We start from the raw sequence: 22,155 nt of genomic DNA, 5'->3' as shown, positions 1-22,155 counted from the left end.
AATTATGCATGTCCTAAAATGTGCGGCTAGGTTGGGTTTTCTAAATTTGCTCGCATTGTCACCTAGATTTAAATCTGTAACGTATAGTGGAAAGCATTAATATTAAAATATGTGAACTAATTAAAATTTTATTTAATTTTAGATAGTTAAATATGACTTAGCTATGTTGACTGTTACTGAGCATTAGAATAAAAATGGAATGACAGACGGATCGATTTTGCATTACGGAGCTTATTATGCAAAGAAACTCACTCATGAAAGGATTCATGGGCATCTCCTTGGGATTGTTCACGACAATTAGTTTTGCTTCCACACCTGAAGGGTTTTGGAAAAGTATTGATGATCGTACAGGCGAGCAACTTTCAATCGTAGAAATTAAGAAGAAACCTGATAATACCTATACAGGAACAATTGTATATCGCTATCCTGTTCCTGGTGGTGGCACGGTTTTGACGCATTGTGTGAAATGCCCTGAACCATTTAAGAACAAACCAATTCAAGGGTTACAAATTGCTTGGGGCTTAAAAGAAGATCCGAAGAATCCAAATCAATATATTGATGGACGCGTACTGGAACCCAAAACAGGTAATATCTATAAGGGCAAAGCGCAACTGAGTGCTGATGGTAAGCGTTTACGTATGCGTGGCTATATGGGGATTTCTGCGCTTGGGCGTACCCAAGTCTGGATTCGTACCGATAGTGCCAATCCTTAATTAAATAGTATTGTTTTTTAGAAAGCCTAAACGACTCGTTTGGGCTTTTTTATTTGTACTAAAGAATATATGCGTTGGTGTTAGATTGAGCGGTTAGATCAGTTATTTCTTATACAAATGAACGCTAGCGTACAGTGTAACTTAGATAAAAGTGTGATAATTTCCGTGCATTAAACCTATAAAGATGAATAGGTTACTTTTTTAAGACGGGGTTAATATGCTAAATCGAATGCTCATGAATGGAATCATGGGGCTCACTCTTGCTTGTGCCAGCGCAACGACTTTCGCTGCTTCTATTGAAGGTTACTGGAAAAGCATCGAAGAACGTACTGGTGAACAACTCTCAATTGTAGAAATCCGTAAAGGAAATGACGGCCGTTATCATGGGAAGATTGTTTATCGTTATCCAAACTCTCATGGCATTGCACTCACGAATTGCACCAAATGTGCAGCACCGAACACCAATAAGCCAATTCTTGGACTAGAAATCTTATCGGGCTTTAAAGAAGATCCAAATAAGCCTGATTCATATATTGATGGTCGTGTTTTGGAACCAACTTCTGGTCGTGTCTATAAAGGTAAAGGCGTGGTGACTGGAGAAGGTAAACGTTTACGTATGCGTGGCTATATGGGCGTTTCAGCTCTGGGCCGCACTGTTGTGTGGTTACGTACTGATAATGCAACACCTTAATCGAAAATAAAAAACCTCGAATTCGCTTCGAGGTTTTTTTATGGTTAAAGTAAGTGATTAAACAGGGCATGGTAAGTTTTCGTCCTCCTGACCGATTTTTTTGGCTGCAATAAGTGCTTGGACTTTTTTACTCGGCAGTTTTTCTTTGCCAAGTGCATCATAGGTATTCACGATATTAGTCACTTCTAAGGTTGTCAGTTCAATTCCTTCTGCTGTTAAAAAAACTGAAATTACATGATGATCGACGCCAGCTTTAGCCAGATCATGGATTGCTTTGATATTTTCTAAACGATATAGGTGTGCTTTTAATTCCATCGTCATAACCCTCACTTGTTTTATTGTATTTACCTAGATTGGCATATAGGGTTAAGCAATAACCGTGCACAAAATGTAAAACTCAGGAAAAAAATGTAAGTTGCGCGATAGAACGCAATTGGTTCTGTATTTTTTATTTAAGATTGGAAAACGATGTTGTAATTTTGTCTAAATGATCGGGCAATTTGCAGATCAAATTTGAAAACCTGAATAGTAAACCCAATAAAATTATTAAAACTGATACCGAGCCGTAAAGACAGGTTTTATAAGTTGGCGTATGATCTGATAGAGTTTCACCGATGCTTGTGACAAAAGTGATTTGTCACAAGAATTTAGGCGAAATAAGGCATGATTTGTGCAACCGAATGACTTTAATCAAGAAGTCTTGCCAACAAGACCATCTAAACGACATGATGAAAGATAAGGAATACTGATGAATATTGCGGCACAACCTCCCGTACAAGCAGATCAAACCATTTACCTCAAAGATTATCAAAAACCATCTTTCTTGGTTGAATCAATTAACTTAGATATTCAAGTCTATGATGATCATACGATTGTTGACTCAACCTTAGTGATGAAACGTCAAACGACTGGTGCTTTGGTGCTTTTGGGGCGTGATCTTGAATTAAAGTCGATTCAACTGAATGGGCAAATCCTGAGTGCAGCGCAATATGATTTAGACGATGAGCAATTGGTGATCACAGATGCACCAGATCAGGTCATTTTGCAAATTCAAGTGGTGATTCACCCTGAGTCAAATACGCAGCTTGAAGGTTTATACAAGGCGGGTGATTTATTCGTGACTCAGAATGAGCCCGAAGGTTTCCGTAAAATTACCTTCTATCCTGACCGTCCTGATGTATTGGCTGAATTTACCACGCGAGTAGAAGCAGACAAGAAATATCCAGTATTGCTTGCAAACGGGAACTTATTGGAAACGGGTGAGGCTGGAGAAGGCCGTCATTTTGCGATCTGGCAAGATCCAACCAAAAAACCGAGCTATTTATTTGCGTGTGTGATTGGCGATTTAGCAGTATTGAAAGATCGTTATACAACCTCTGAAGGCCGTGATGTTGCTTTGGAGATTTATGCGATTGAAAAAGATATTCCAAAATGTCACATCGCGATGGAAGCTCTAAAGCATTCAATGCGTTGGGATGAGGAGCATTACGGTCGTCCTTACGATCTCGATAACTATATGATCGTGGCAGTGAGTCAGTTCAATATGGGGGCAATGGAGAACAAAGGTTTAAATATCTTTAATACTTCTTGTGTGCTTGCCGATGAAGAATACACCACCGATGCTGCGATCATGCGAGTACAGTCGGTGATTGCACATGAATATTTCCATAACTGGACAGGCAACCGAATCACCTGTCGTGACTGGTTCCAATTGTGTTTAAAAGAGGGCTTAACGGTTTTCCGTGATCAGTCTTTCTCTGAGGATTTACAATCAGCAGCCGTACAACGAATTGATGATGTAGCGGTATTGAAATCGCATCAATTCCCAGAAGATGCTGGTCCATTATCGCATCCGCCACGTCCAGATCATTTTGTTGAAATCAATAACTTCTATACCGCGACAGTGTATGAGAAGGGTGCTGAAATCAATCGCATGATGGCAACGTTATTGGGGAAAGAAAAATATCGTCAAGGGACTGATGAATATTTCCTGCGTCATGATGGGCAAGCAGTTACGGTTGAAGATTGGGTTGCGGCATTGAGTGCAGGTTCGGGTGTTGATTTATCTAACTTCCTCACATGGTATAACCAACCGGGGACGCCAAAGTTAGAAGCTCAAGGTGAATATGATGCTGCTGCACAGACTTACCGTTTAAGCTTCAAACAAAGCTTGAAAGCACATCCAAAATATCCAAACCTCAAAGCAGTGCCAATTCCTGTGGCTCTGGCATTATTTAATGCCAATACAGGTGAACAATATACCTTGCACAGCACTGATCTGTTTGTGAATGAGGTCAAAGATGGCGTGTACTTATTTGATCAAGATGAAGCAACAATTGAATTTACAGGGGTGACTGAGCAACCTGTTGCCTCGTTATTACGTAATTTTTCTGCCCCTGTGAATTTAGTTTTTGATTATTCTGATGATGATCTTGCGTTCTTGATTCAGCACGAAACCAATGGCTTTAACCAATGGCAAGCGACACAAACCTTATTGGAACGTATTCTTTTAGAAGACCATAAGGTAAATACCTATATTCAGGCAATTAAAAATACCTTGCCAGACTTAGTGAATAAAGATCCGTTATTGGCATCGCGTTTATTTGATGTACCAAGTGAAAACTATTTAGGCAGTCGTATTGATCAAGACTATGAGCCTGAATTGATTCGTGAGAAACGTGAAGCTGTGCTGGATCGTTTAGCACGTGATTTAGGTTCATTCTGGAAAGACACTTATTTGGCCTTAGATCCAGACAAGCAAAAAGAGTTTTCTTTGGCAATGGGCGTGCGTTCATTGAAAAATATCACTCTGAATATGTTGGCTCGTCAAGGTGATGCGTCTGTGTTTGATTTGGCTTATACCCAATATCAACAAACAGGCAATATGTCTGAGCGTTTAGGCGCATTACGTGTTTTAGTCTGGAATGATGCACCACAAGCGCAAGCAGCACTTGCAGATTTCTATAATCGTTTTAAAGATGAAGCCTTGTCTTTAGATCAGTGGTTTAGCATCCAAGCTTCAAATCCTTGTGCGACAGCGGAAACGATTGAGTATCTGACCAAACATGCGGATTATGATCTGGGTACACCAAACCGTATCCGTGCCGTGAGTGGTGGACTTGCTGCAAATCCAGTTAATACGTGGAGCTTCGGTGTTGATCATTTCATTGAGCTTGCCACTTATCTGGATGAGAAAAACCCAATCTTAGGTTCGCGTTTATTACAAGTGCTGTCACGTTGGTACACTTTGGCTGAACCACAACGTAGTCAGGTACAACAAGCCCTTAAAGCATTGCAACCTAAAGTAAAATCGAAAAATGTAGCAGAAACATTGAACAGTCTACTTAGTATTTAATTTAGTGATTGAATGAATAGGAAGAGGATGTCGTCAGACATCCTTTTTTATTTGACAACTGGTATTGTCAGAAATAGTATGGAAATCATTCGAATGTAACGGATGACTGCAATGGAAATAAAAACAATCACATTACCGACACGTCAAATTGAAGTTGAAGTGTATGCACCTGCATCAAGCTCGGAAAAAGCATCAGCCATATTATTGCTACATGAGTTATTTGGTATTTTAGATGTCTACCGCGAAGATGCCCAAGACTTGGCTGATCGGGGTTATTTGGTTTATGTGCCTAATTTATTTAGTGGTGGTGCAGTCAAATATTGTATTCGTGCCATGGTGAGTAAGGCTGGCCGTATCAATGCTGCGAAGAGTGAAGTCAATCAAGAAATTCATGTCTTGTTAGATGCCTTAAAGGCAGATCCTCGATCCAATGGTCGTTTAGGCATGTTAGGGCAGTGCTTAACGGGGGGCTATGTGATCCAGATGGCGAAGCGGGAAGATATGCTAGCACCTGTGGTTTATCATCATTCTCTGGGGATTCAAGGGGCGGGTGTTCCAAACAAAGAGTCTCTGGATGAAGTTCGGATATTACAAGGACATTGGTCAACCGTAGATCCATTTTGCCCAGCAACCAAGCGTAATAAATTGATCCAGCAATTGGGTGATCGGGTTGAAGCTTATACCTATAACATGCCGCATGGCTTCCGTAGCGTGAGTCGGGGTTTGCCTGAAGCCCAAGTGGTGTGGCAGCGGACTGTGGATTTCTTTGAGCGAGAATTAAAACAAAACACAATATAAATCATTGGAACAACAGGTTATTATTTAATGAAATTCATTTATAGAAATAAAAAAGTGAGGGGAATATATGTCTCAACAATACGCATATGCGGGCTTCTGGATACGTTTCGGTGCCGCGATTATTGATTCAATCATTGTGATGGTTGCCATGATTCCATTGACCATGATTTTTGGAGGCGGCAATACCACAGTTGCTTCTGATGGTTTTTCATCATTCCAATTTATGTCTACGGCAGATTGGATTTGGCAAATTCTCGCCGCAGTCTTTTATATTTTCTGCTGGATTAAATTTGCAGGAACACCGGGTAAGCGTCTGCTTCGATTAAAAGTGCTGGATGAAAAAACGGGTGAAAATGTGACTGTCGGGCAGGCTATCATTCGCTACATTGGTTATATCCCAGCAACATTAGTCTTTTTTATTGGTTTAATCTGGGTCGCTTTTGATGCGAAGAAGCAAGGCTGGCACGACAAAATGGCAAAAACTGTTGTGGTAAGAGAGCTTTAATTTAGAGCGAAATCTTATCATGTAATAAAAAATTCATAAGATAGGGCTTGTGAATCAATTCGCATGTCCTATAATGCCGTTGAGTTTATTCACGGAGATCCTAAATGGGAAGTTGTTCGAGGTTCGGGTTTAATAAAGGATTAAGCCAAAGCGAATACTGAGCAAGCGAGCCATTAAGGTCGGCTATCTTGCAATGAGATAGCTTTGCTAAAAATTATCTAAACCCTCCTATAAAATTTTGCTGTATCCACAAAATTTATTGTATTGACTGCATCCTGTTTAGTTTCTCACCTAAAATGGGGAGAAGCCTATGTTTTTTCATGCTTCCATTCAATGGCTTGCTGTTCTTAACGTATTTATTTTATGTGGATTATTGCTGACTCAAAAGAGTAAGGCGGGTCCACTCATCAACACCGATGATATTTCTATTACAGCAGCGCAGCAGTGCCAGCTAGAAAGTACTTATAGCTATAACAAAGACGGCACTTGGTCTTATCAAGTCGTACCTGCCTGTAATCTCAATCAAAATTTAGAAGTATCTTTGGGCTATCACTCAAGTAAAGATCAAGATCAGATTCATGGCTTTTCGGTTCAAGCGAAAAGCATTTTAAAGCCAATGGAGAATGACTGGGGCGTTGCCAGTAGTTTACAGCTATCCCGTGATGATGTTGCTCATCATGGGGATTTAAACTGGTTTTTGAATGTTCCTGTCAGTTTTCAACTTTTAGATCAACGTTTAGCATTGGATACCAATCTCGGTTATCAACGGGCCGATGAGCGTCTCGTTCGCTGGGGAATTGCTTCAACCTATACGCTGACCGAGCATGTCGGTGTAACAGTTGAAACATATAATCAAGATCGCCAAGCGCCATTTTTCCAGACAGCGTTGCAATATAGTTTGATTCCCAATGTCCTTACTTTGGAAGCCTCCTTTGGCGATCGCCTACATCGTTTAAAACAGCATTGGTTTGGACTTGGTTTGAGTTATACGCCGTCATCATAATTGCCTTAAACTCACTTTAGCCACCCTTAAAATGATTGAAAATAAATAGGTGTAAGATGCAATTAAAGTTTTTACAAAATATTGATTTATCAAATATTGCTGACACGTTGGTCAGCCTGTCCGTTGCTTTTATTCTCGGCGCATTAATTGGCTTTGAACGTCAGTATCGACAACGCACGGCAGGACTCAGAACCAATGTTTTGGTGGCTGTCGGTGCTGCAATTTTTGTCGATATTGCGACCAATTTAACGGGTGCAGAAGGTGCAGTCCGCGTGATTGCCTATGTGGTTTCAGGTATTGGTTTCTTGGGTGCGGGTGTGATTATGCGCCAAGAAGGCAATATTCATGGACTCAATACAGCTGCTACTTTGTGGTGTTCAGCTGCTGTGGGGGCATCTGCTGGTTCAGACTTAATTATTGAAGCTGTGTTGGCGACAGCTTTTATCCTAGCTGCAAATACTTTGCTTAGACCGATTGTACATGCAATTGATCGTCGCCCTATTGATGATGATACCGAGGTTTTACATGTCATCTATATTATTTGTGATCGCAGCCAGAGTAAGGCAGTGATGGATGAACTCAATTTAACCCTAAAGCATCATAGTTATCCTGCCAAAGATATTGAAGTAACCCCTTTTGGTGACAAAGAGGTAGAAATTGAAGTTACTTTAATTGCCACATCAATTGATGCAGAAGAAGCGCAGCATATTACTAATCATCTGAATGCCATGCCGCAAATTCGACAGGCATTTTGGGATAAAAATACGATTAATTAAGCCATTAGAAATTTTTTCTATATCATGGCATTGGGATACATTGTCTCATTAATGATATATAAAATGTCTATTGTTTCACATAAAATGACGCCAGCTTGATAACAATGAGAACAGTATGAGTTCAGAAGCACATTCAATCAGTTTAATTGCGCCAGTGGTCTTGCTTGCCGCTGCTGTAATTGCCGTTCCAATTTTTAAACGTATTGGCTTGGGTTCCGTCCTTGGTTATTTAATTGCAGGCCTGATTATTGGCCCATTTGGTTTTGCATTTTTTCATGATTCGGCTTCGATCTTACACATTGCAGAACTTGGGATTGTGATGTACCTGTTTGTGATTGGTCTGGAGATGCAGCCCTCACATTTATGGAGTTTAAGGCGTGAAATCTTTGGACTAGGCACCTTGCAAATTGTTGCCTGTGCTTTGGCATTGACTGGCGTGGGCTTATTGTTTGGTTTTACTTGGCAAGTTGCCTTTATCGGTGCGGCTGGTTTTGTCTTGACCTCAACAGCTATTGTGATGCAGCTGTTGGGAGATCGCGGTGATATCGCTCAACCGCAAGGCCAAAAGATTGTCGCAATTTTATTATTCGAAGATTTATTGATTGTGCCGTTACTGGCGATAGTTGCCTTTATGGCACCTAATCATGTGGTTGAGACGACCTCAACTCGTTTAGAAAGTATCGGGATTGGCTTAATTGCGATTGCAGGCTTAATTGCCGCAGGATATTGGTTATTAAATCCATTGTTTAGACTGTTGGCTGCGGCAAAAGCACGAGAGGTGATGACAGCTGCTGCGCTGCTGGTTGTTTTAGGTGCAGCATTGTTGATGCAAGTCAGCGGCTTATCAATGGCAATGGGTGCTTTCTTGGCAGGGGTATTGTTATCTGAATCAACCTTTAGACATCAAATCGAAGCAGATATCGAACCCTTCCGCGGTTTGTTACTGGGTTTGTTCTTCCTTGGTGTTGGAATGTCACTGGACTTGTCTGTGGTTGCACAGAACTGGCAGCTGATTGTCAGTGGTGTTTTAGCCATGATGTTTGCCAAGGCCCTGATGATTTACATCGTTGCACGTGTCACCAAGAGCCCACATACAGAGGCCTTAGATCGAGCATTATTGATGGCGCAGGGTGGTGAGTTCGCTTTTGTCCTGTTTGCAGCCGCAGTCAGTGCTCAAGTGATTGACAACTCGGTGAAGTCAAATCTCACAGCGATTGTGGTGCTGTCGATGGTCCTGACACCAATTTTAGGCATTATCTTTAAGCGTTTTACTGAAACCAAAGATGAGATTAATTTGGATAATGTAAACATTGCCGAAGGTTTGAGCGGTAGTGTGCTAATGATTGGTTTTGGCCGTTTTGGTCAAGTGACCAGTCAATTACTTTTGGCAAGAGGTGTCGATGTCACCATCATTGATAATGACATCGACATGATTCAAAACGCCGAGAAATTTGGCTTTAAAATTTATTATGGTGATGGTTGTCGTTTAGATATTCTGCATGCTTCGGGTGCATCTTCCGCTCAAGCCATCGTCGTTTGCGTAGACAGTAAAGAAACCACCAATCGGATTGTCGAGTTGGTCACCCATGAATTTCCATTAGCAAAACTGTTGGTTCGTTCTTATGACCGTGAACATTCGCTCTATTTAGTGAAGCATAAAGTGGATTATATGATTCGAGAAACCTTCGAGTCTGCGATTAAATTTGGCGGCGTGATCTTGCAAGAATTAGGCGTTGATGAAGACGAAGTACAACGCATTACGGATGAAATTCGTGATCGTGATGATGAGCGTTTTGAAACAGAAATCGCTGCGGATGATGTCTATGCAGGTGTAGGCTTACAATATACACATTCACATCCGCGTCCAACAGCGCCATTAATTCGTCCTAAAAAAGCAGCACGTATTTTAAATGATGAAGAAGCACAAAAGGATCTAGAGGAAAAGTAACAACTGACTCTATTGCCCAATAAGCCTTGGTCAATCTAAGGCTTATTTTTTGCTTTAAATCTAAATAAGATCAGTACGAAGATACCTAGTAATAAACCCCAAAACGCTGAGCCAATGCCCCAGAATTGGACACCAGAAGCACTGCATAAAAAGGTGAGTAGCGCAGCTTCACGTTCTTCGACATTTGAGAAAGCAACTGCAATGTTATGGCTAATTGTCGCAAATAAAGCGATCCCAGCAAGTGCCACAATAAAGATCTGTGGGAATGACATCAGTAGGCTAACTAAAGTTGCCGCAAAAAGCCCCATTATGATATAGAACAGACCACAGCTAATACCTGCAATATAACGTTTACTTGGGTCAGGGTGAACTTGATCATCTAAGCTGACAGCAGCACTAATTGCTGCTAAATTGATTGAGAAACAGCCGAAAGGCGCAAAAGCAGCATGAGCAACACCTGTCCAACCGACCAATTGATTGACATGCGGGTGATAGCCATAGCTTTTGATCATGGCAATACCAGGTAGGTTTTGCGAAGTCATATTAATCACAAACAAGGGTAAGGCTAACCCTAGTAATGCGGACCATGAGAATGAGGGTTGCATCCAAATGGGTTGAGTCAGTGACCATGAGATTGCTTGTAATTTAAAGTCAATAAACAATGGACAAATGACAGCACCTAAAATCACGGTCAGCACAATACTGTATCGTGGAAATAAGCGTTTAGAAACAAGGTAAATCACCAACATACTTAGTACGAAACCAAGATGGCTTTCTAAGCTGCTAAAAATCTGAATACCAAATTTTAATAAGATCCCTGCCAGCATGGCACAGGTTAAGCTTTGTGGGATATGTGCCAATAACTTCTGGAAAATGCCTGAAAAGCCAACAATGGCAATAGCAATACCACAGATGAGGAAAGCACCGATCGCCTCATAGAGATCATAATGTCCAGTTGAGGCAATGATCAATGCAATCCCTGGTGTCGACCATGCGGTGGCAACAGGGTATTTGTATTTCCAAGACAGAATTAAACCTGATAAACCAATCGCAAGTCCCAATGCCCAAAACCAAGAACTGATTTGTGCTGTATTTGCACCTAAAGACTGGGCGCCTTGGATTACCAAGATTGCGGAAACACTAATCCCGATAAGGAAGGTAATAAAGCCAGCAAAAACGGCAGGAATTGAGAAATCTTGGATGAGACGTTGCATCTATGCATCTATACTTGATTAAAATTTGTTGAAAAGTATATCGTTAATGCGTCTTAAATCGTAGTTCTAAAATGATTGAATAAATTGATCATTCAATCAAAAAACTGTACTAGGTTAAAGTTGAAGTCGCCAGTCTTAAACCGAAACCAAAGAATAAGATTCCAACCAGACAAATTCCTGCCGCTGCCAATTTATAATTATGTTTGAAAAAGCCTGCAAGTTTTACCCCTGAAAAAATCAGGGCAGTTAAATAGCTAAAACTTACAATCTGGACAATCAGCGCTAACATTAAAAAGCTAATTGCGGGGTAGGCATAGTCAGGTTCTACAAACTGTACAAAGAAAGAAAGGAAAAATAAGATTGCTTTAGGATTAAGTAGACTGATACTGAGTGCTGTACGGTATGGATGTACTTGATCAAGTTTAGGCAGATCGGCTAACTCAGCATGATGAGGTGGTTTATTCCATGTTTGATAAGCACCTTGTAATAACTTAAAGCCCAAGTAAGCGAGATAACAAGCACCAGTTAATTTGAGAATAATAAACAGAATCGGGAAGGCTTTGAGTAAAGAAGCTGCGCCTAAGACCGTACACAGAATTAAAATCGAATCCCCAGTAAATACCCCACAAGCTGCAGCATAACCTGTGCGAATACCATAACGAGATGCCACGGACATGACATATAACGAGTTCGGACCGGGTAATAACACAATTAAGATTGTACCAATAATATATGTGGTTAAATCTGTTATGCCGAACACAGTGAACTCATTAAAAAACCGATTTTCGCTAATATAGCAAAAATCGGTTTTTATAGGTGAAAAATCGACTAATTATGGTTTGATTTCAGCATCAATACCAAAAGATTGACGCAGTAATAAACTGAGCTGGTCGCGTGCCTTGATAAAACCATCAATACCGCCTTGCAGTAATTGGAATGCCATCAAATCTTGCTCAAGTTCAGCTTTGAAACTTTCTTTACTTTGTGCAGCGCGTTCTATTTTTTCAGCTTGTTGGGCAGATTCAACACTAAGCTGTGCTTCAATCACTTGTTGATCTTGTTCCAACTGGGCCAATAGATTTGGAGCAATGGTGAGTAAGTCACAACCCGCGAGACCAAGTACTTGTGCAGTACTACGGAAGCTAGCACCCATCACTTGCGTTGCGATGCCATTTTGCTTGTAGTAGTTATAAATCTTTTTCACAGAAAGTACGCCTGGATCTTTGGCAATCGGATATTGCTCAACGCCTTCAGCTTTTTTATACCAATCTAAGATACGACCTACGAAAGGCGAGATAAGCGTTATTTTTGCATCAGCACAAGCCTGTGCTTGATGTAAGCCAAACAATAAAGTCAGGTTACATGGAATACCTTCAGCCTCTAAAACTTTTGCAGCTTGGATACCTTCCCAGGTAGATGCGATCTTAATCAGGATACGAGATTGTTCAATGCCATAACCCTGATAAAGTTTGGACAACTCACGAGCTTTGGCAATGGTTGCTTCAGTGTCATAAGATAATGAAGCATCGACTTCAGTGGATACACGCCCATCGATCAATTTTAAAATCTCAACACCAAACTTCACCGTCAGAATATCAATGGTGCGTTCAATCAACTCATCACTTTGATAACCTTCCTGCTTTGCTTGAGTATATGCATCTTCAATCAATTCTTTGCTTTCTGGTTGTTCAGCAGCAGCAGTAATCAGGGATGGGTTCGTTGTTGCATCTAATGGGCGAAATTTTTCAATCGCTTCTAGATCACTACTATCGGCAACAACTGTGGTTAAATTTTTTAATTGGTGTAATGCGTTCTGAGTCATTGATATCGCGTTCTTAATAAACAATATTATTGGTAATTTCTTTTATAACACAATCCAGACGAAAGCAAAGCATCGCTTTTGTTGGTGGAGTGATTCCTTAAGGTTATCTTTATATTACTGAGCATGTTGACGCTGTTTACGAATATGATCAATCAGGAATCTCGCTGCAGCACCTAACTCACTTTCTCGACTCCACACCAGATCAACATAGTATTCAAATTTTGGTGTGAAATCATAAAGCTCTAAGATTTTTAACTTTTTCTTAAGCTCTGGGTTTTCATTAAACATTTCTAAAGGAAGAACTCCCCAACCTAAATTGCGAACAATCATCATACTTGCAGAGTGATGGTTATCTGTTCGCCAATAGTCTTTTGAATAAAGCAGTTCGGGTTTGATGGTGTTATCACGGCTAGCCACAACGATTTGCCGTGTCTGTACCATTTGCTCAAATGAAACTTGATCAAGTTGAGCTAAAGGATGGTTTTTAGCAATCACGGGAACCAAGGCTTCTCGCTTTAACTCAACAAATTGTTCTCGGCTATCCAATTGCTCTCGTTCAAACATTAGAGCGAGTTGGGCTGATTGATCAAGCAACATCTGTAGGGCATCTTCTTGTGGTGCAGAGAAGATGTTGATGGCAAGATTTGGAAAGTGTTGCCCGAGCAGGGTGATGTAATCCGTCCAGTTGGTGTGTAATAGTTCAGAAACCACTACAATATTCAGCGTAGATTCAAGTCCAGTGCTTAAGGCATGGGCATGTTGTTTCCATTGATTCATTTCGATCAACAGTTGCTGAGTTTTCTCATACAGCACCATTGCTGCAGCTGTTGGAATGGGTTCACGTCCAATCCTTTCAAATAAATTGAGATTGAGATCAATTTCTAAATTGGCAATGGACATACTGACCGCAGAAGGGACCTTGCCTAACTTGCGTGCCGCAGCAGAAAAAGAGCCTGTTTCAATCACGGTTTGAAACATGAGTAATTGTTCTTGATTAATATTCATCTGTCAAAAAAACTGAAAGAACCTGATTGGATTGATCAATATTATAAAAATAAAATAGCGACTATCCAAACAACAGAGTGTTATAGAAATGTTGATTTCCAAAAGAAGACTCGTTCATGCAATTAGCTATGAAGTGATTTTATTGGTCATCATCGCAATTGCGTTAAGTTTTATTTTTAGTATGCCACTTGAAGTAACAGGTATCCTCGGTACGATCATGGCTGTTATTTCTGTATTCTGGAATATGATCTTTAACCATTACTTTGAAAAAATTGAGTATAAATATCAGTGGGAAAGAACGATTCCTGTACGTATTCTGCATGCGATTGGATTTGAAGGCGGCTTGATGCTCGCGACAATCCCAATTATCGCATATTTAATGAACATGAGCTTTATTGAGGCCTTGATTCTAGATTTTGGTTTGACAATGTGTATTTTGATTTATACATTCATCTTCCAATGGTGTTATGACATTGTGGAAGGCCGTTTCTTTCCAAATGCAAAATTAGCATCTTAAATATTAGCTAATAGAAAAGCATTCTTCGGAATTTTCTGAAGAATGCTTTTTTTATTTTTATCAAATTAGGGTGGTTTGATTACAGTATTGATAAAGTCAGAAGCATAAAGTTTATTTAATATCGAAAGAGAAGGTTTTAGAAAAATAGTAAAAAGATAAAGATTTCATCGCGCTAGAGTGTAGGAGAATAAAAAATGCCGAGTGTGCTTATCGAAGTCAGGCAACAATATACAATAGATGTAGAACTTGGGATTATGGAGGCGGTTCATGCGGCACTTAGAGGGGCGTTTAAAATTATGCCCAGTGATCGCAATGTACGACTGATTGTACATGAGCCACATCGATTCCAATGTCCACCTGAAAAAGAAAAACCCGAGTGTTATACATTAATTAGCATTGACGCTTTTCTTGGGCGTTCCTTAGATGCAAAACGACAGCTTTATAAATTGATTGTGGCTAACCTTGAGCCGATGGGCATCCCTAAAGATCATATTAAAATCATGTTAAGAGAACTGCCTTCAGAGAATTTTGGTATTCGTGGTGGGCAGGCAGCCTGTGATGTCAACGTCGGGTTTAAAATAGACGTATAAAATATGATTATTGAAAAGAAAGCTCTGTCAGGGCTTTCTTTTCTTTGAATAGAAAAATAGCCTAAGTAAAATTAAATGATATTAATCAAAAGGCGAATTTCTTCTTTATCTAAAAAACATCATGCTAAAATAGGGGACTTATCTTTTTAGATTGCACGATTTTCTCTATGTTTCAACAAGAAATCTCTCAATTAAACCTACAACAATTCAAAGCGGGTGACAAACGCTGGATCGGTTCCTTACTTGGATCATCAGCGGCACTATTATTCAAAGAAATTGCCACTCAAAGTTCCAATTTATACGTCATTGTTGCAAGAAATAATCAACATCTTGCTCAGTTGGAAAGTGAACTGGAATTCTACGGAATCAAACCTGTAATTTTCCCTGATTGGGAAATCTTGCCCTATGACCGTTTGTCTCCGCATCAAGATATCGTCTCTGAGCGTTTGGCAATCTTATCGAATATGCCTCAAAAGGGTATTTTGTTGGTTTCTGCCAGTACCTTGGCGCAGCGCGTTGCTCCATATTCATGGGTGGTGGGTGAACATTTTGATATTAAGGTCGGTCAAAGACTTGACTTAGAAGTACAGAAAAAGCAATTGGTACAAGCGGGTTATCGCTTGGTAGATACAGTTTATGATCATGGCGAGTTTGCTGTTCGCGGTAGCATCATGGATATTTATGCATCGGGGCAAGATCAACCGATTCGAATTGATTTATTTGATGATGAAATTGAAAGTTTAAAATTCTTCGATCCAGAGACGCAAAGAACCACAGAATCATTAAAAAACTTTACGGTGTTGCCTGCAAAGGAGTTTCCACTCAAAGAAGGGCGTTCTACCTTTAGAGATCGTTATGCAGAAAGCTTTCCAACTGCAAATCCCAAGAAAAATCCAATTTATCAAGATGTGTTAGAAGGAATTGCCACACCTGGTTTGGAGTTCTATTTACCTTTATTCTTTGAAAAGAAGGTGATGGAAACACAAAGTATGCTTACGACATACTTACCAAATAATTGCGTTGTCATTACAAATAATGAAATTGAGAACGATTTAATCAATTTCTGGAAAGAAGTTGTACGACGTTATGAAGATCGTCGTCATAACATTGATCAACCTATTCTGCCGCCAGAAGAATTATTTTTAATGCCAAATCATGTGTTACAGGCATTGAATCAATTTCCTCGAATTTTAGCTTCTGCAGAAGCCTATGATGATAAAGCGGGTGTCTTAAATATTAAGGCTGAACAGCCACCAAAACTGGCGGTTGACCCTAAAAAAGAACAGCCTTTTGCTGCAGTTAAACATTATATTGACCAAGTTAAGCATCCTGTATTGTTGGTCGCTGAAAGTGCGGGGCGTCGTGAAACACTGAAAGATGCGTTACGTTCGATTTTGGGTGATATCCAGAATGTGGATAGCTTTGCTCAATTTCAAAAAGATCAGCTACAAATTGCGATCACCAGTGCACCTTTAGATCGTGGTTTATTACTCACCAATCAACTTTCGGTCATTTCAGAAAATCAGCTCTATGAGCACCGTGTGGTGCAGCGTCGTCGGAAACGTCAGCAAGAAGTTTCTGAAGAGTTCTTGGTTCGTAGCTTAACTGAACTCAGTATTGGCGCACCTGTGGTGCATATCGATCATGGTGTTGGGCGTTATGCAGGTTTAATTACCCTAGAAATTGATCAACAAGATCATGAGTTCTTGCAGCTCGATTATGCTGACGGCGCTAAAGTTTATGTACCTGTGACCAATTTACATCTGATCAGTCGCTATAGTGGTGGGGATCCAGATCTGGCGCCATTACATAAATTGGGTACAGATACGTGGAGCAAAGCAAAACGTAAAGCTTTAGAACAAATCCATGACGTTGCTGCAGAGTTATTGCATATCCAAGCACGTCGCCAATCTAAACCTGGTTTTGCCTTTGAACTGAATCATACGGGCTATATGCAATTCGCCAGTGGTTTTGCTTATGAGGAAACACTGGATCAGGCCAATGCGATTGATGCAACACTGCACGATATGCAACTTGCTAAGCCAATGGATCGCTTGGTTTGTGGTGATGTTGGTTTTGGTAAAACTGAAGTGGCAATGCGTGCCGCATATGTGGCAGTGCAAAATAATAAACAAGTTGCAGTATTGGTTCCAACTACGCTTTTGGCACAACAACATTATGAATCGTTTAAAGATCGTTTTGCCGATACAGCAGTACGTATAGAGGTATTATCACGTTTTGGCAGTAATAAAACCCATTTAAAAATCATTGAAGATCTTGCAGATGGAAAAGTCGACATCGTGGTCGGCACGCATAAAATTCTGCAAGAAAATATCCAGTTTAAGAATCTTGGTTTGATGATTGTCGATGAAGAACACCGTTTCGGTGTTCGTGATAAAGAACGGATCAAGGCTTTACGTGCCGATGTCGATATGTTGACTCTAACTGCGACGCCAATTCCACGTACTTTAAATATGGCATTCTCTGGTATGCGTGATCTGTCGATCATTGCAACACCACCAGCACGTCGTTTAGCCGTTAAAACCTTTGTACAAGAACATACTGATGATTCAGTCAAAGAAGCGATTCTGCGTGAGTTGTTACGTGGTGGTCAGGTTTACCTATTGCATAATGAGGTGGATACCATTGAACGTGCCGCTGAAACAATTCGTAATTTAGTCCCTGAAGCACGGGTGGCTGTGGCACATGGGCAAATGCGTGAACGTGAACTTGAGCAAGTGATGCAGCAGTTCTATCACAAAGAATATAACGTGTTGGTGTGCTCAACCATCATCGAAACAGGTATTGATGTCCCAAATGCCAATACCATCATCATCGAACGTGCTGATAAATTGGGTCTAGCGCAACTGCACCAATTACGTGGTCGTGTCGGACGTTCGCATCATCAAGCCTATGCCTATTTATTGGTACCGTCGATTAAGCATCTCAAAGGTGATGCCGAAAAACGTCTCGATGCTATTCAACGTGCTTCGACTTTGGGGGCTGGTTTCATGCTAGCAACCGAAGATTTGGAGATTCGAGGCGCGGGTGAATTACTCGGTGAACAGCAAAGTGGCTCAATGCAGGCGATTGGTTATAGCCTTTATATGGAGATGTTAGAGAAAGCAACCAAGGCGATTCAAAAAGGTAAAACACCAAACTTTGATGCACCTTTGTCATTGACTGCCGAAATTAATTTGCACATGCCAGCCTTGATTCCTGATGACTATTTAGGTGATGTACATCAACGTCTGTTGTTCTATAAACGCATCAGTGGTACCGATACACAAGAAAAACTGGATAATATCCGTATGGAGTTGATCGACCGTTTTGGTATTCCGCCACAACCTGTGAAGCAATTATTTAGTGTGCATCAGTTACGTTTGCGTGCAGAGCAACTTGGAATCACCAAAATTGATATCAACAGTAATGGTGGCTATATCGAATTTGCCCCAGATACACCTGTACAAGCGTTGAGTATTATTCAATTGATGCAGAAGAATCCAACCTATTATCGAATGGAAGGTGGGCAACGTCTAAAAGTGATGGTGCAATTAGCTGAATATGACAAACGAATACAGTTCATTGTTGATCTGTTGAATAAGCTTTTGAGTGAGCTAGATCGATAGTCTGAACATTATAAAGTGATGGTTAATTGAGCAGGTTCTGTTTTTTGCATGACATCTTGATGTTTTTGATCAGATGTTCATGCAATAAATGAGGAAAATCATTGTTATTTGTAATCAAACGGGTTACTAATAATATTCACATCAAAACTGATGTGATAGTATTGATCATCATTATTTTGCATCATTATAAAGATATGTTTAGTTTGCATCCACAACTTGCTCAAGATACATTTTTTGTAGGCGATTTCCCGCTTTCAACATGTCGTTTAATGAATGATATGCAATTTCCATGGTTGATCCTTGTACCACGTGTACCGGGCGTAACAGAATTATATGAATTAAGCCAAGCAGACCAAGAACAGTTTTTACGTGAATCAAGCTGGTTATCAAGCCAACTTTCACGTGTGTTCCGTGCTGACAAGATGAATGTTGCGGCTTTAGGAAATGTTGTTCCTCAGCTTCATTTTCATCATGTAGTACGTTATCAAAATGATGTTGCATGGCCTAAGCCAGTGTGGGGAACACTAGCTGTACCATATAGCAATGAAGTACTTGCACACATGCGTCAAACGTTAATGCTAGCATTGCGTGGACAGGGTGATATGCCATTTGATTGGCGTATGGACTGATCCAGAAAATAGAATAAATACAGTATTCTATAATAAAAAAAGGAGGATAGAGTGCCACTAGATAGGTTGATTGATAAAGAACCTAGACAGTTTGCTTATTTTCATCGTTTGATGGGATATTCGATTCTGTCACTAATTCTGGTAATTTATACATTTACCTCAACCAGTGCTAGCTATCAACTCTACCTTCTTCCTTTATTACTTATTTATTTTCTGCTTTGTCCCCGTTTAGAAAAATGGCTGCAATATAAATTTGATAAAAAAATAGAAAAAAATGTTCTTTTCGGCAATGAGGCAGTGATCATTGCGCTGGTTCTCGCTGCATTGCATCTTAGTTTAGTTCCCACCTTTACGATTCTATTTGGATTGCTCTATGTGGGATTGAACAATAAAATTTCTCTGCCAGTCTCTTGTTTAATCGGTTTGATTGGCGTCATTGTTTTCTATTTCAGTACTTTTGTGATTTTTGGTGCGGAAGAATATTTCGAACCAACCAATCCTGAATTAACAGTCGTTAGTTTGCTTGGTTTGATGATGTTTATCGTGATTGGTAACTATTATCAGCACCGTCGTTTAAATATTCTGGGTCAGCAACGTCAGCATTATCATAATCAAATGACGCGTTATATCGCTTTTGCAAATCAGCTTAGCCGTTATGCACCACTGCAGTTATGGCAGTCAATCATGCGTGGTGAGGCAGAGGCAAAAATTGAATATAAGCGTAAAAAACTAACCATTTTCTTCTCGGATATTCAAGGTTTTACCGAGCTTTCTGAAACCTTAATCCCAGACGATTTAGCTTTCCTGTTGAATGATTATTTGAGTCATATGACTGAAATTGCAAAACAGTATGAAGCGACAGTCGACAAGTTTATGGGTGATGCGATTCTTATTTTCTTTGGTGATCCAAATTCGCAAGGCGTTGAGCAAGATGCAAAATCTTGCGTAGAAATGGCGATTGCGATGCGTCAACAAATGAAATTATTACGTGAACGCTGGAAGAAAATGGGTTATCCCGCTTTGCATATCCGTATGGGCATTAGTACAGGTTATTGCCACGTCGGGAACTATGGTGCTTCTCATCGTATGGCCTATACCATTGTTGGTCGTGATGTAAATTTGGCGGCACGTTTGCAGTCTGCAGCTGAAGTTGATGAAATCCTGATTGCCGATGACACGCATCAACTGATCAAGAATGAGTTTTTATGTGTACCTAAAGTGCCAATCTATTTAAAAGGCATTCAAGGTCCTGTTAAAACTTGGCAAGTGATGGAGAAATTCACAGGTAAGAAATCAGATACGCAAAAATGGTTTGATTTCGATTATAAAGGCTTCCATTTGGTCTTAAATTTGGAAGAAGTGCAGAACTATGAATATCCTGAACTGGTAGAAATCTTGGAAAATATGGTTCAGCGGATCAAGACCCAGCAAAAAATTACCAATGCACAGGGCATCCCAAAACTGACTTTGGATGATGAAGTCAGATAATCAAAGCGTGCACATATTCTGTAAGTTCATCCTTAATGTGCATGAATCTCATATAAATGATCAAATTCAAGCGCTAAAGAGGCGAGTGTTGTTGCCTTGAGCTGTTGTGTCAGTATATTTTGCGCATCTTGTATTGCATGATCTAATGCGGCATTTACGACACGCTCCACCAAACATTCGGGATTTTCTCTTTCATTGCCAATCGCGAAAATAGTGGGTTCACCCACAGCTTGATAAATATCCCAAAGTGTAATTTTTTCTAAATCACCTGTTAATTGCCAACCGCCACCAGCGCCTTTCTCTGAGTGAACAAAACCTGCCTTTTTGAGACCTGACATCGTTCGTCTGACCACGACTGGGTTGGTGGAAAGCATCTGCGCGATTTCATCAGAGGTAAATATCTTATTTTGTCTTGCCATGTGTAGTAACACATGAAGCATTCGCGAGAGTTTGCTGTCTGTACGCATTGGGTCCATAAGTAAAAAAGGAGTTAAGTTAAATGTAACATCAAAAGTTGCAAATTAAAATGAAAAGTATTAATGTAACTTTTAAAGTTACATATAGGGTTGGAGTTATGCAGTACGATGTTGCAATTATTGGTGGAAGTTATGCAGGCTTGGCGGCAGCGATGCCATTGGCGAGAGCTCGCAGAAAAGTAGTGTTGATTGATGCTGGGCAAAGACGAAATCGCTTTGCGGAGCATTCACATGGCTTTTTAACGCAGGATGGTAGCAAGGCCAGTGAAATTGTAGAGATAGCGAAGCAGCAGCTTTTAGCTTACCAAACTGTAGATTGGGAAGATGGTAGGGTGAAGCGTGTTGAAAAAGTTGATGATGGCTTTGCTGTATGTATTGATGCAACTCGGTTTATCACAGCAAAACGATTGATCATTGCCGCTGGGATCACGGATCAGCTTCCTGAAATTCCAGGTTTAGCTGGGCGTTGGGGGAAAAGCATTTTTCATTGTCCTTATTGTCATGGTTATGAGCTGAATCAAGGCAAGATTGGGATTATTGCTAGCTCTGAGCATGCTGCACATATGGCGATGATGTTGCCCGATTGGGGTGATACTACGCTGTTATTGAATGAGTATCCGATTGATCAGGAGGTGCTTGACCAATTGGCTACTCGAGGTGTCAAGATAGAAAAAAGATTGATTCAAGAAATTGTTGGACACAGCGATGTTTTACTCACGGATGGCTCTGTTATTCAGCTGGATGGTATTTTTGCAACTACAAAATGTACTATTGCTCAGGATTGGATTTTCAAGTTGGGTTGTGAGATTGAACAGAATGCGATGGGTGAGGCAGTAAAAACCAATGCTATGAAGGAAACTACAGTTGCAGGTATTTTCGCTTGTGGTGATGTTGCTCGTTTGGGAAGCTCAGTGCCGCTCGCAGTTGGTGATGGCACTATGGCAGGTGCTGCTGCACATCGATCTCTAATTTTTGCTTAACAAATAAAAAAGCTAG

At 40.3% G+C, this 22,155-nt stretch carries 20 protein-coding genes; 14 read left to right on the top strand and 6 right to left on the bottom strand.

The features are described from left to right. Positions 1-236 precede the first annotated feature (236 nt). Both FPL17_RS07485 and FPL17_RS07480 read left to right on the top strand, forming a co-directional pair. Complete coding sequence (locus FPL17_RS07485) at positions 237-713, top strand: DUF2147 domain-containing protein (protein ID WP_005189667.1); 477 nt, start codon at positions 237-239, stop codon at positions 711-713. Between the two features lie 217 nt (positions 714-930). Next, positions 931-1,404: a DUF2147 domain-containing protein gene (locus FPL17_RS07480; protein WP_005189664.1), complete on the top strand. Its 474-nt coding sequence runs from the start codon at positions 931-933 to the stop codon at positions 1,402-1,404. 57 nt (positions 1,405-1,461) lie between these two features. On the opposite strand, the gene FPL17_RS07475 is transcribed toward FPL17_RS07480, so the two are convergent. Further along, a complete protein-coding gene (locus FPL17_RS07475; RefSeq protein ID WP_004652954.1) occupies positions 1,462-1,719 on the bottom strand; it encodes a hypothetical protein in 258 nt (85 codons plus the stop codon). A gap of 433 nt (positions 1,720-2,152) precedes the next feature. Between FPL17_RS07475 and pepN the strand changes: the two genes are divergently transcribed. The 6 genes from pepN (at position 2,153) to FPL17_RS07445 (ending at position 9,789) form a co-directional block, all read left to right on the top strand. Continuing rightward, positions 2,153-4,759, top strand: a complete 2,607-nt coding sequence (gene pepN / locus FPL17_RS07470) for an aminopeptidase N (protein WP_159884266.1) — start codon at positions 2,153-2,155, stop codon at positions 4,757-4,759. Between the two features lie 111 nt (positions 4,760-4,870). After that, a complete protein-coding gene (locus FPL17_RS07465; RefSeq protein ID WP_159884264.1) occupies positions 4,871-5,557 on the top strand; it encodes a dienelactone hydrolase family protein in 687 nt (228 codons plus the stop codon). Between the two features lie 67 nt (positions 5,558-5,624). Continuing rightward, a complete protein-coding gene (locus FPL17_RS07460; protein WP_004808009.1) occupies positions 5,625-6,062 on the top strand; it encodes an RDD family protein in 438 nt (145 codons plus the stop codon). A gap of 310 nt (positions 6,063-6,372) precedes the next feature. Beyond that, complete coding sequence (locus tag FPL17_RS07455) at positions 6,373-7,065, top strand: hypothetical protein (protein ID WP_159884262.1); 693 nt, start codon at positions 6,373-6,375, stop codon at positions 7,063-7,065. Between the two features lie 56 nt (positions 7,066-7,121). Beyond that, positions 7,122-7,841 carry an MgtC/SapB family protein gene (locus FPL17_RS07450; protein ID WP_159884260.1) on the top strand — a complete coding sequence of 240 codons (720 nt, stop codon included), beginning with the start codon at positions 7,122-7,124 and terminating at the stop codon, positions 7,839-7,841. Between the two features lie 115 nt (positions 7,842-7,956). Further along, the gene (locus FPL17_RS07445; RefSeq protein ID WP_151715783.1) at positions 7,957-9,789 is read left to right on the top strand and encodes a monovalent cation:proton antiporter-2 (CPA2) family protein; all 1,833 of its coding nucleotides are present in this window, start codon (positions 7,957-7,959) and stop codon (positions 9,787-9,789) included. Positions 9,790-9,824: 35 nt separating this feature from the next. On the opposite strand, the gene FPL17_RS07440 is transcribed toward FPL17_RS07445, so the two are convergent. The 4 genes from FPL17_RS07440 to aceR all read right to left on the bottom strand — a co-directional run bounded on the left by FPL17_RS07440 (position 9,825) and on the right by aceR (position 13,830). Beyond that, entirely contained in the window at positions 9,825-11,003 is a 1,179-nt protein-coding gene (locus tag FPL17_RS07440; protein WP_151715784.1) for a benzoate/H(+) symporter BenE family transporter, read from the bottom strand. A 109-nt stretch (positions 11,004-11,112) separates the two neighbouring features. Next, positions 11,113-11,763 carry a leucine efflux protein LeuE gene (gene leuE / locus FPL17_RS07435; RefSeq protein ID WP_005211719.1) on the bottom strand — a complete coding sequence of 217 codons (651 nt, stop codon included), beginning with the start codon at positions 11,761-11,763 and terminating at the stop codon, positions 11,113-11,115. Between the two features lie 72 nt (positions 11,764-11,835). Further along, positions 11,836-12,825 (bottom strand): transaldolase, encoded by a 990-nt coding sequence (tal, locus tag FPL17_RS07430; RefSeq protein ID WP_159884258.1) that lies wholly within the window; start codon positions 12,823-12,825, stop codon positions 11,836-11,838. A 114-nt stretch (positions 12,826-12,939) separates the two neighbouring features. Then, positions 12,940-13,830 (bottom strand): HTH-type transcriptional regulator AceR, encoded by an 891-nt coding sequence (gene aceR / locus FPL17_RS07425; RefSeq protein ID WP_151715786.1) that lies wholly within the window; start codon positions 13,828-13,830, stop codon positions 12,940-12,942. An 88-nt stretch (positions 13,831-13,918) separates the two neighbouring features. On the opposite strand from aceR, the gene aceI reads away from it, so the two are divergent. From aceI to FPL17_RS07400, 5 genes are all read left to right on the top strand, one after another. Further along, entirely contained in the window at positions 13,919-14,347 is a 429-nt protein-coding gene (aceI, locus tag FPL17_RS07420; protein ID WP_005189632.1) for a chlorhexidine efflux PACE transporter AceI, read from the top strand. Positions 14,348-14,541: 194 nt separating this feature from the next. Further along, positions 14,542-14,937, top strand: a complete 396-nt coding sequence (locus FPL17_RS07415; protein WP_159884256.1) for a tautomerase family protein — start codon at positions 14,542-14,544, stop codon at positions 14,935-14,937. A gap of 167 nt (positions 14,938-15,104) precedes the next feature. Beyond that, positions 15,105-18,566: a transcription-repair coupling factor gene (gene mfd / locus FPL17_RS07410; protein ID WP_159884254.1), complete on the top strand. Its 3,462-nt coding sequence runs from the start codon at positions 15,105-15,107 to the stop codon at positions 18,564-18,566. Between the two features lie 194 nt (positions 18,567-18,760). Further along, a complete protein-coding gene (locus FPL17_RS07405; protein WP_159886816.1) occupies positions 18,761-19,195 on the top strand; it encodes an HIT domain-containing protein in 435 nt (144 codons plus the stop codon). A 51-nt stretch (positions 19,196-19,246) separates the two neighbouring features. Continuing rightward, entirely contained in the window at positions 19,247-20,683 is a 1,437-nt protein-coding gene (locus FPL17_RS07400; protein ID WP_005152124.1) for an adenylate/guanylate cyclase domain-containing protein, read from the top strand. Between the two features lie 32 nt (positions 20,684-20,715). Here FPL17_RS07400 and FPL17_RS07395 read toward each other — a convergent pair whose 3' ends face one another. Beyond that, positions 20,716-21,150, bottom strand: a complete 435-nt coding sequence (locus FPL17_RS07395) for an Rrf2 family transcriptional regulator (RefSeq protein ID WP_159884252.1) — start codon at positions 21,148-21,150, stop codon at positions 20,716-20,718. Positions 21,151-21,257: 107 nt separating this feature from the next. On the opposite strand from FPL17_RS07395, the gene FPL17_RS07390 reads away from it, so the two are divergent. Then, positions 21,258-22,139: an NAD(P)/FAD-dependent oxidoreductase gene (locus FPL17_RS07390; RefSeq protein WP_159884250.1), complete on the top strand. Its 882-nt coding sequence runs from the start codon at positions 21,258-21,260 to the stop codon at positions 22,137-22,139. Positions 22,140-22,155 lie beyond the last annotated feature (16 nt).

Origin of the sequence: Acinetobacter dispersus, from assembly GCF_009884975.1 — a bacterium.
GTDB classification, from domain to species: domain Bacteria; phylum Pseudomonadota; class Gammaproteobacteria; order Pseudomonadales; family Moraxellaceae; genus Acinetobacter; species Acinetobacter dispersus.
This window is presented reverse-complemented; position numbering and strand designations above follow the sequence as displayed.

What these genes read in the sequence shown, in the direction of transcription:
- FPL17_RS07485 (WP_005189667.1), top strand. Translation starts at nt 237, where the DNA reads ATGCAAAGAAACTCACTCATGAAAGGATTCATGGGCATCTCCTTGGGA.
- FPL17_RS07480 (WP_005189664.1), top strand. Translation starts at nt 931, where the DNA reads ATGCTAAATCGAATGCTCATGAATGGAATCATGGGGCTCACTCTTGCT.
- FPL17_RS07475 (WP_004652954.1), bottom strand. Translation starts at nt 1,719, where the DNA reads ATGGAATTAAAAGCACACCTATATCGTTTAGAAAATATCAAAGCAATC.
- pepN (WP_159884266.1), top strand. Translation starts at nt 2,153, where the DNA reads ATGAATATTGCGGCACAACCTCCCGTACAAGCAGATCAAACCATTTAC.
- FPL17_RS07465 (WP_159884264.1), top strand. Translation starts at nt 4,871, where the DNA reads ATGGAAATAAAAACAATCACATTACCGACACGTCAAATTGAAGTTGAA.
- FPL17_RS07460 (WP_004808009.1), top strand. Translation starts at nt 5,625, where the DNA reads ATGTCTCAACAATACGCATATGCGGGCTTCTGGATACGTTTCGGTGCC.
- FPL17_RS07455 (WP_159884262.1), top strand. Translation starts at nt 6,373, where the DNA reads ATGTTTTTTCATGCTTCCATTCAATGGCTTGCTGTTCTTAACGTATTT.
- FPL17_RS07450 (WP_159884260.1), top strand. Translation starts at nt 7,122, where the DNA reads ATGCAATTAAAGTTTTTACAAAATATTGATTTATCAAATATTGCTGAC.
- FPL17_RS07445 (WP_151715783.1), top strand. Translation starts at nt 7,957, where the DNA reads ATGAGTTCAGAAGCACATTCAATCAGTTTAATTGCGCCAGTGGTCTTG.
- FPL17_RS07440 (WP_151715784.1), bottom strand. Translation starts at nt 11,003, where the DNA reads ATGCAACGTCTCATCCAAGATTTCTCAATTCCTGCCGTTTTTGCTGGC.
- tal (WP_159884258.1), bottom strand. Translation starts at nt 12,825, where the DNA reads ATGACTCAGAACGCATTACACCAATTAAAAAATTTAACCACAGTTGTT.
- aceR (WP_151715786.1), bottom strand. Translation starts at nt 13,830, where the DNA reads ATGAATATTAATCAAGAACAATTACTCATGTTTCAAACCGTGATTGAA.
- aceI (WP_005189632.1), top strand. Translation starts at nt 13,919, where the DNA reads ATGTTGATTTCCAAAAGAAGACTCGTTCATGCAATTAGCTATGAAGTG.
- FPL17_RS07415 (WP_159884256.1), top strand. Translation starts at nt 14,542, where the DNA reads ATGCCGAGTGTGCTTATCGAAGTCAGGCAACAATATACAATAGATGTA.
- mfd (WP_159884254.1), top strand. Translation starts at nt 15,105, where the DNA reads ATGTTTCAACAAGAAATCTCTCAATTAAACCTACAACAATTCAAAGCG.
- FPL17_RS07405 (WP_159886816.1), top strand. Translation starts at nt 18,761, where the DNA reads ATGTTTAGTTTGCATCCACAACTTGCTCAAGATACATTTTTTGTAGGC.
- FPL17_RS07395 (WP_159884252.1), bottom strand. Translation starts at nt 21,150, where the DNA reads ATGCGTACAGACAGCAAACTCTCGCGAATGCTTCATGTGTTACTACAC.
- FPL17_RS07390 (WP_159884250.1), top strand. Translation starts at nt 21,258, where the DNA reads ATGCAGTACGATGTTGCAATTATTGGTGGAAGTTATGCAGGCTTGGCG.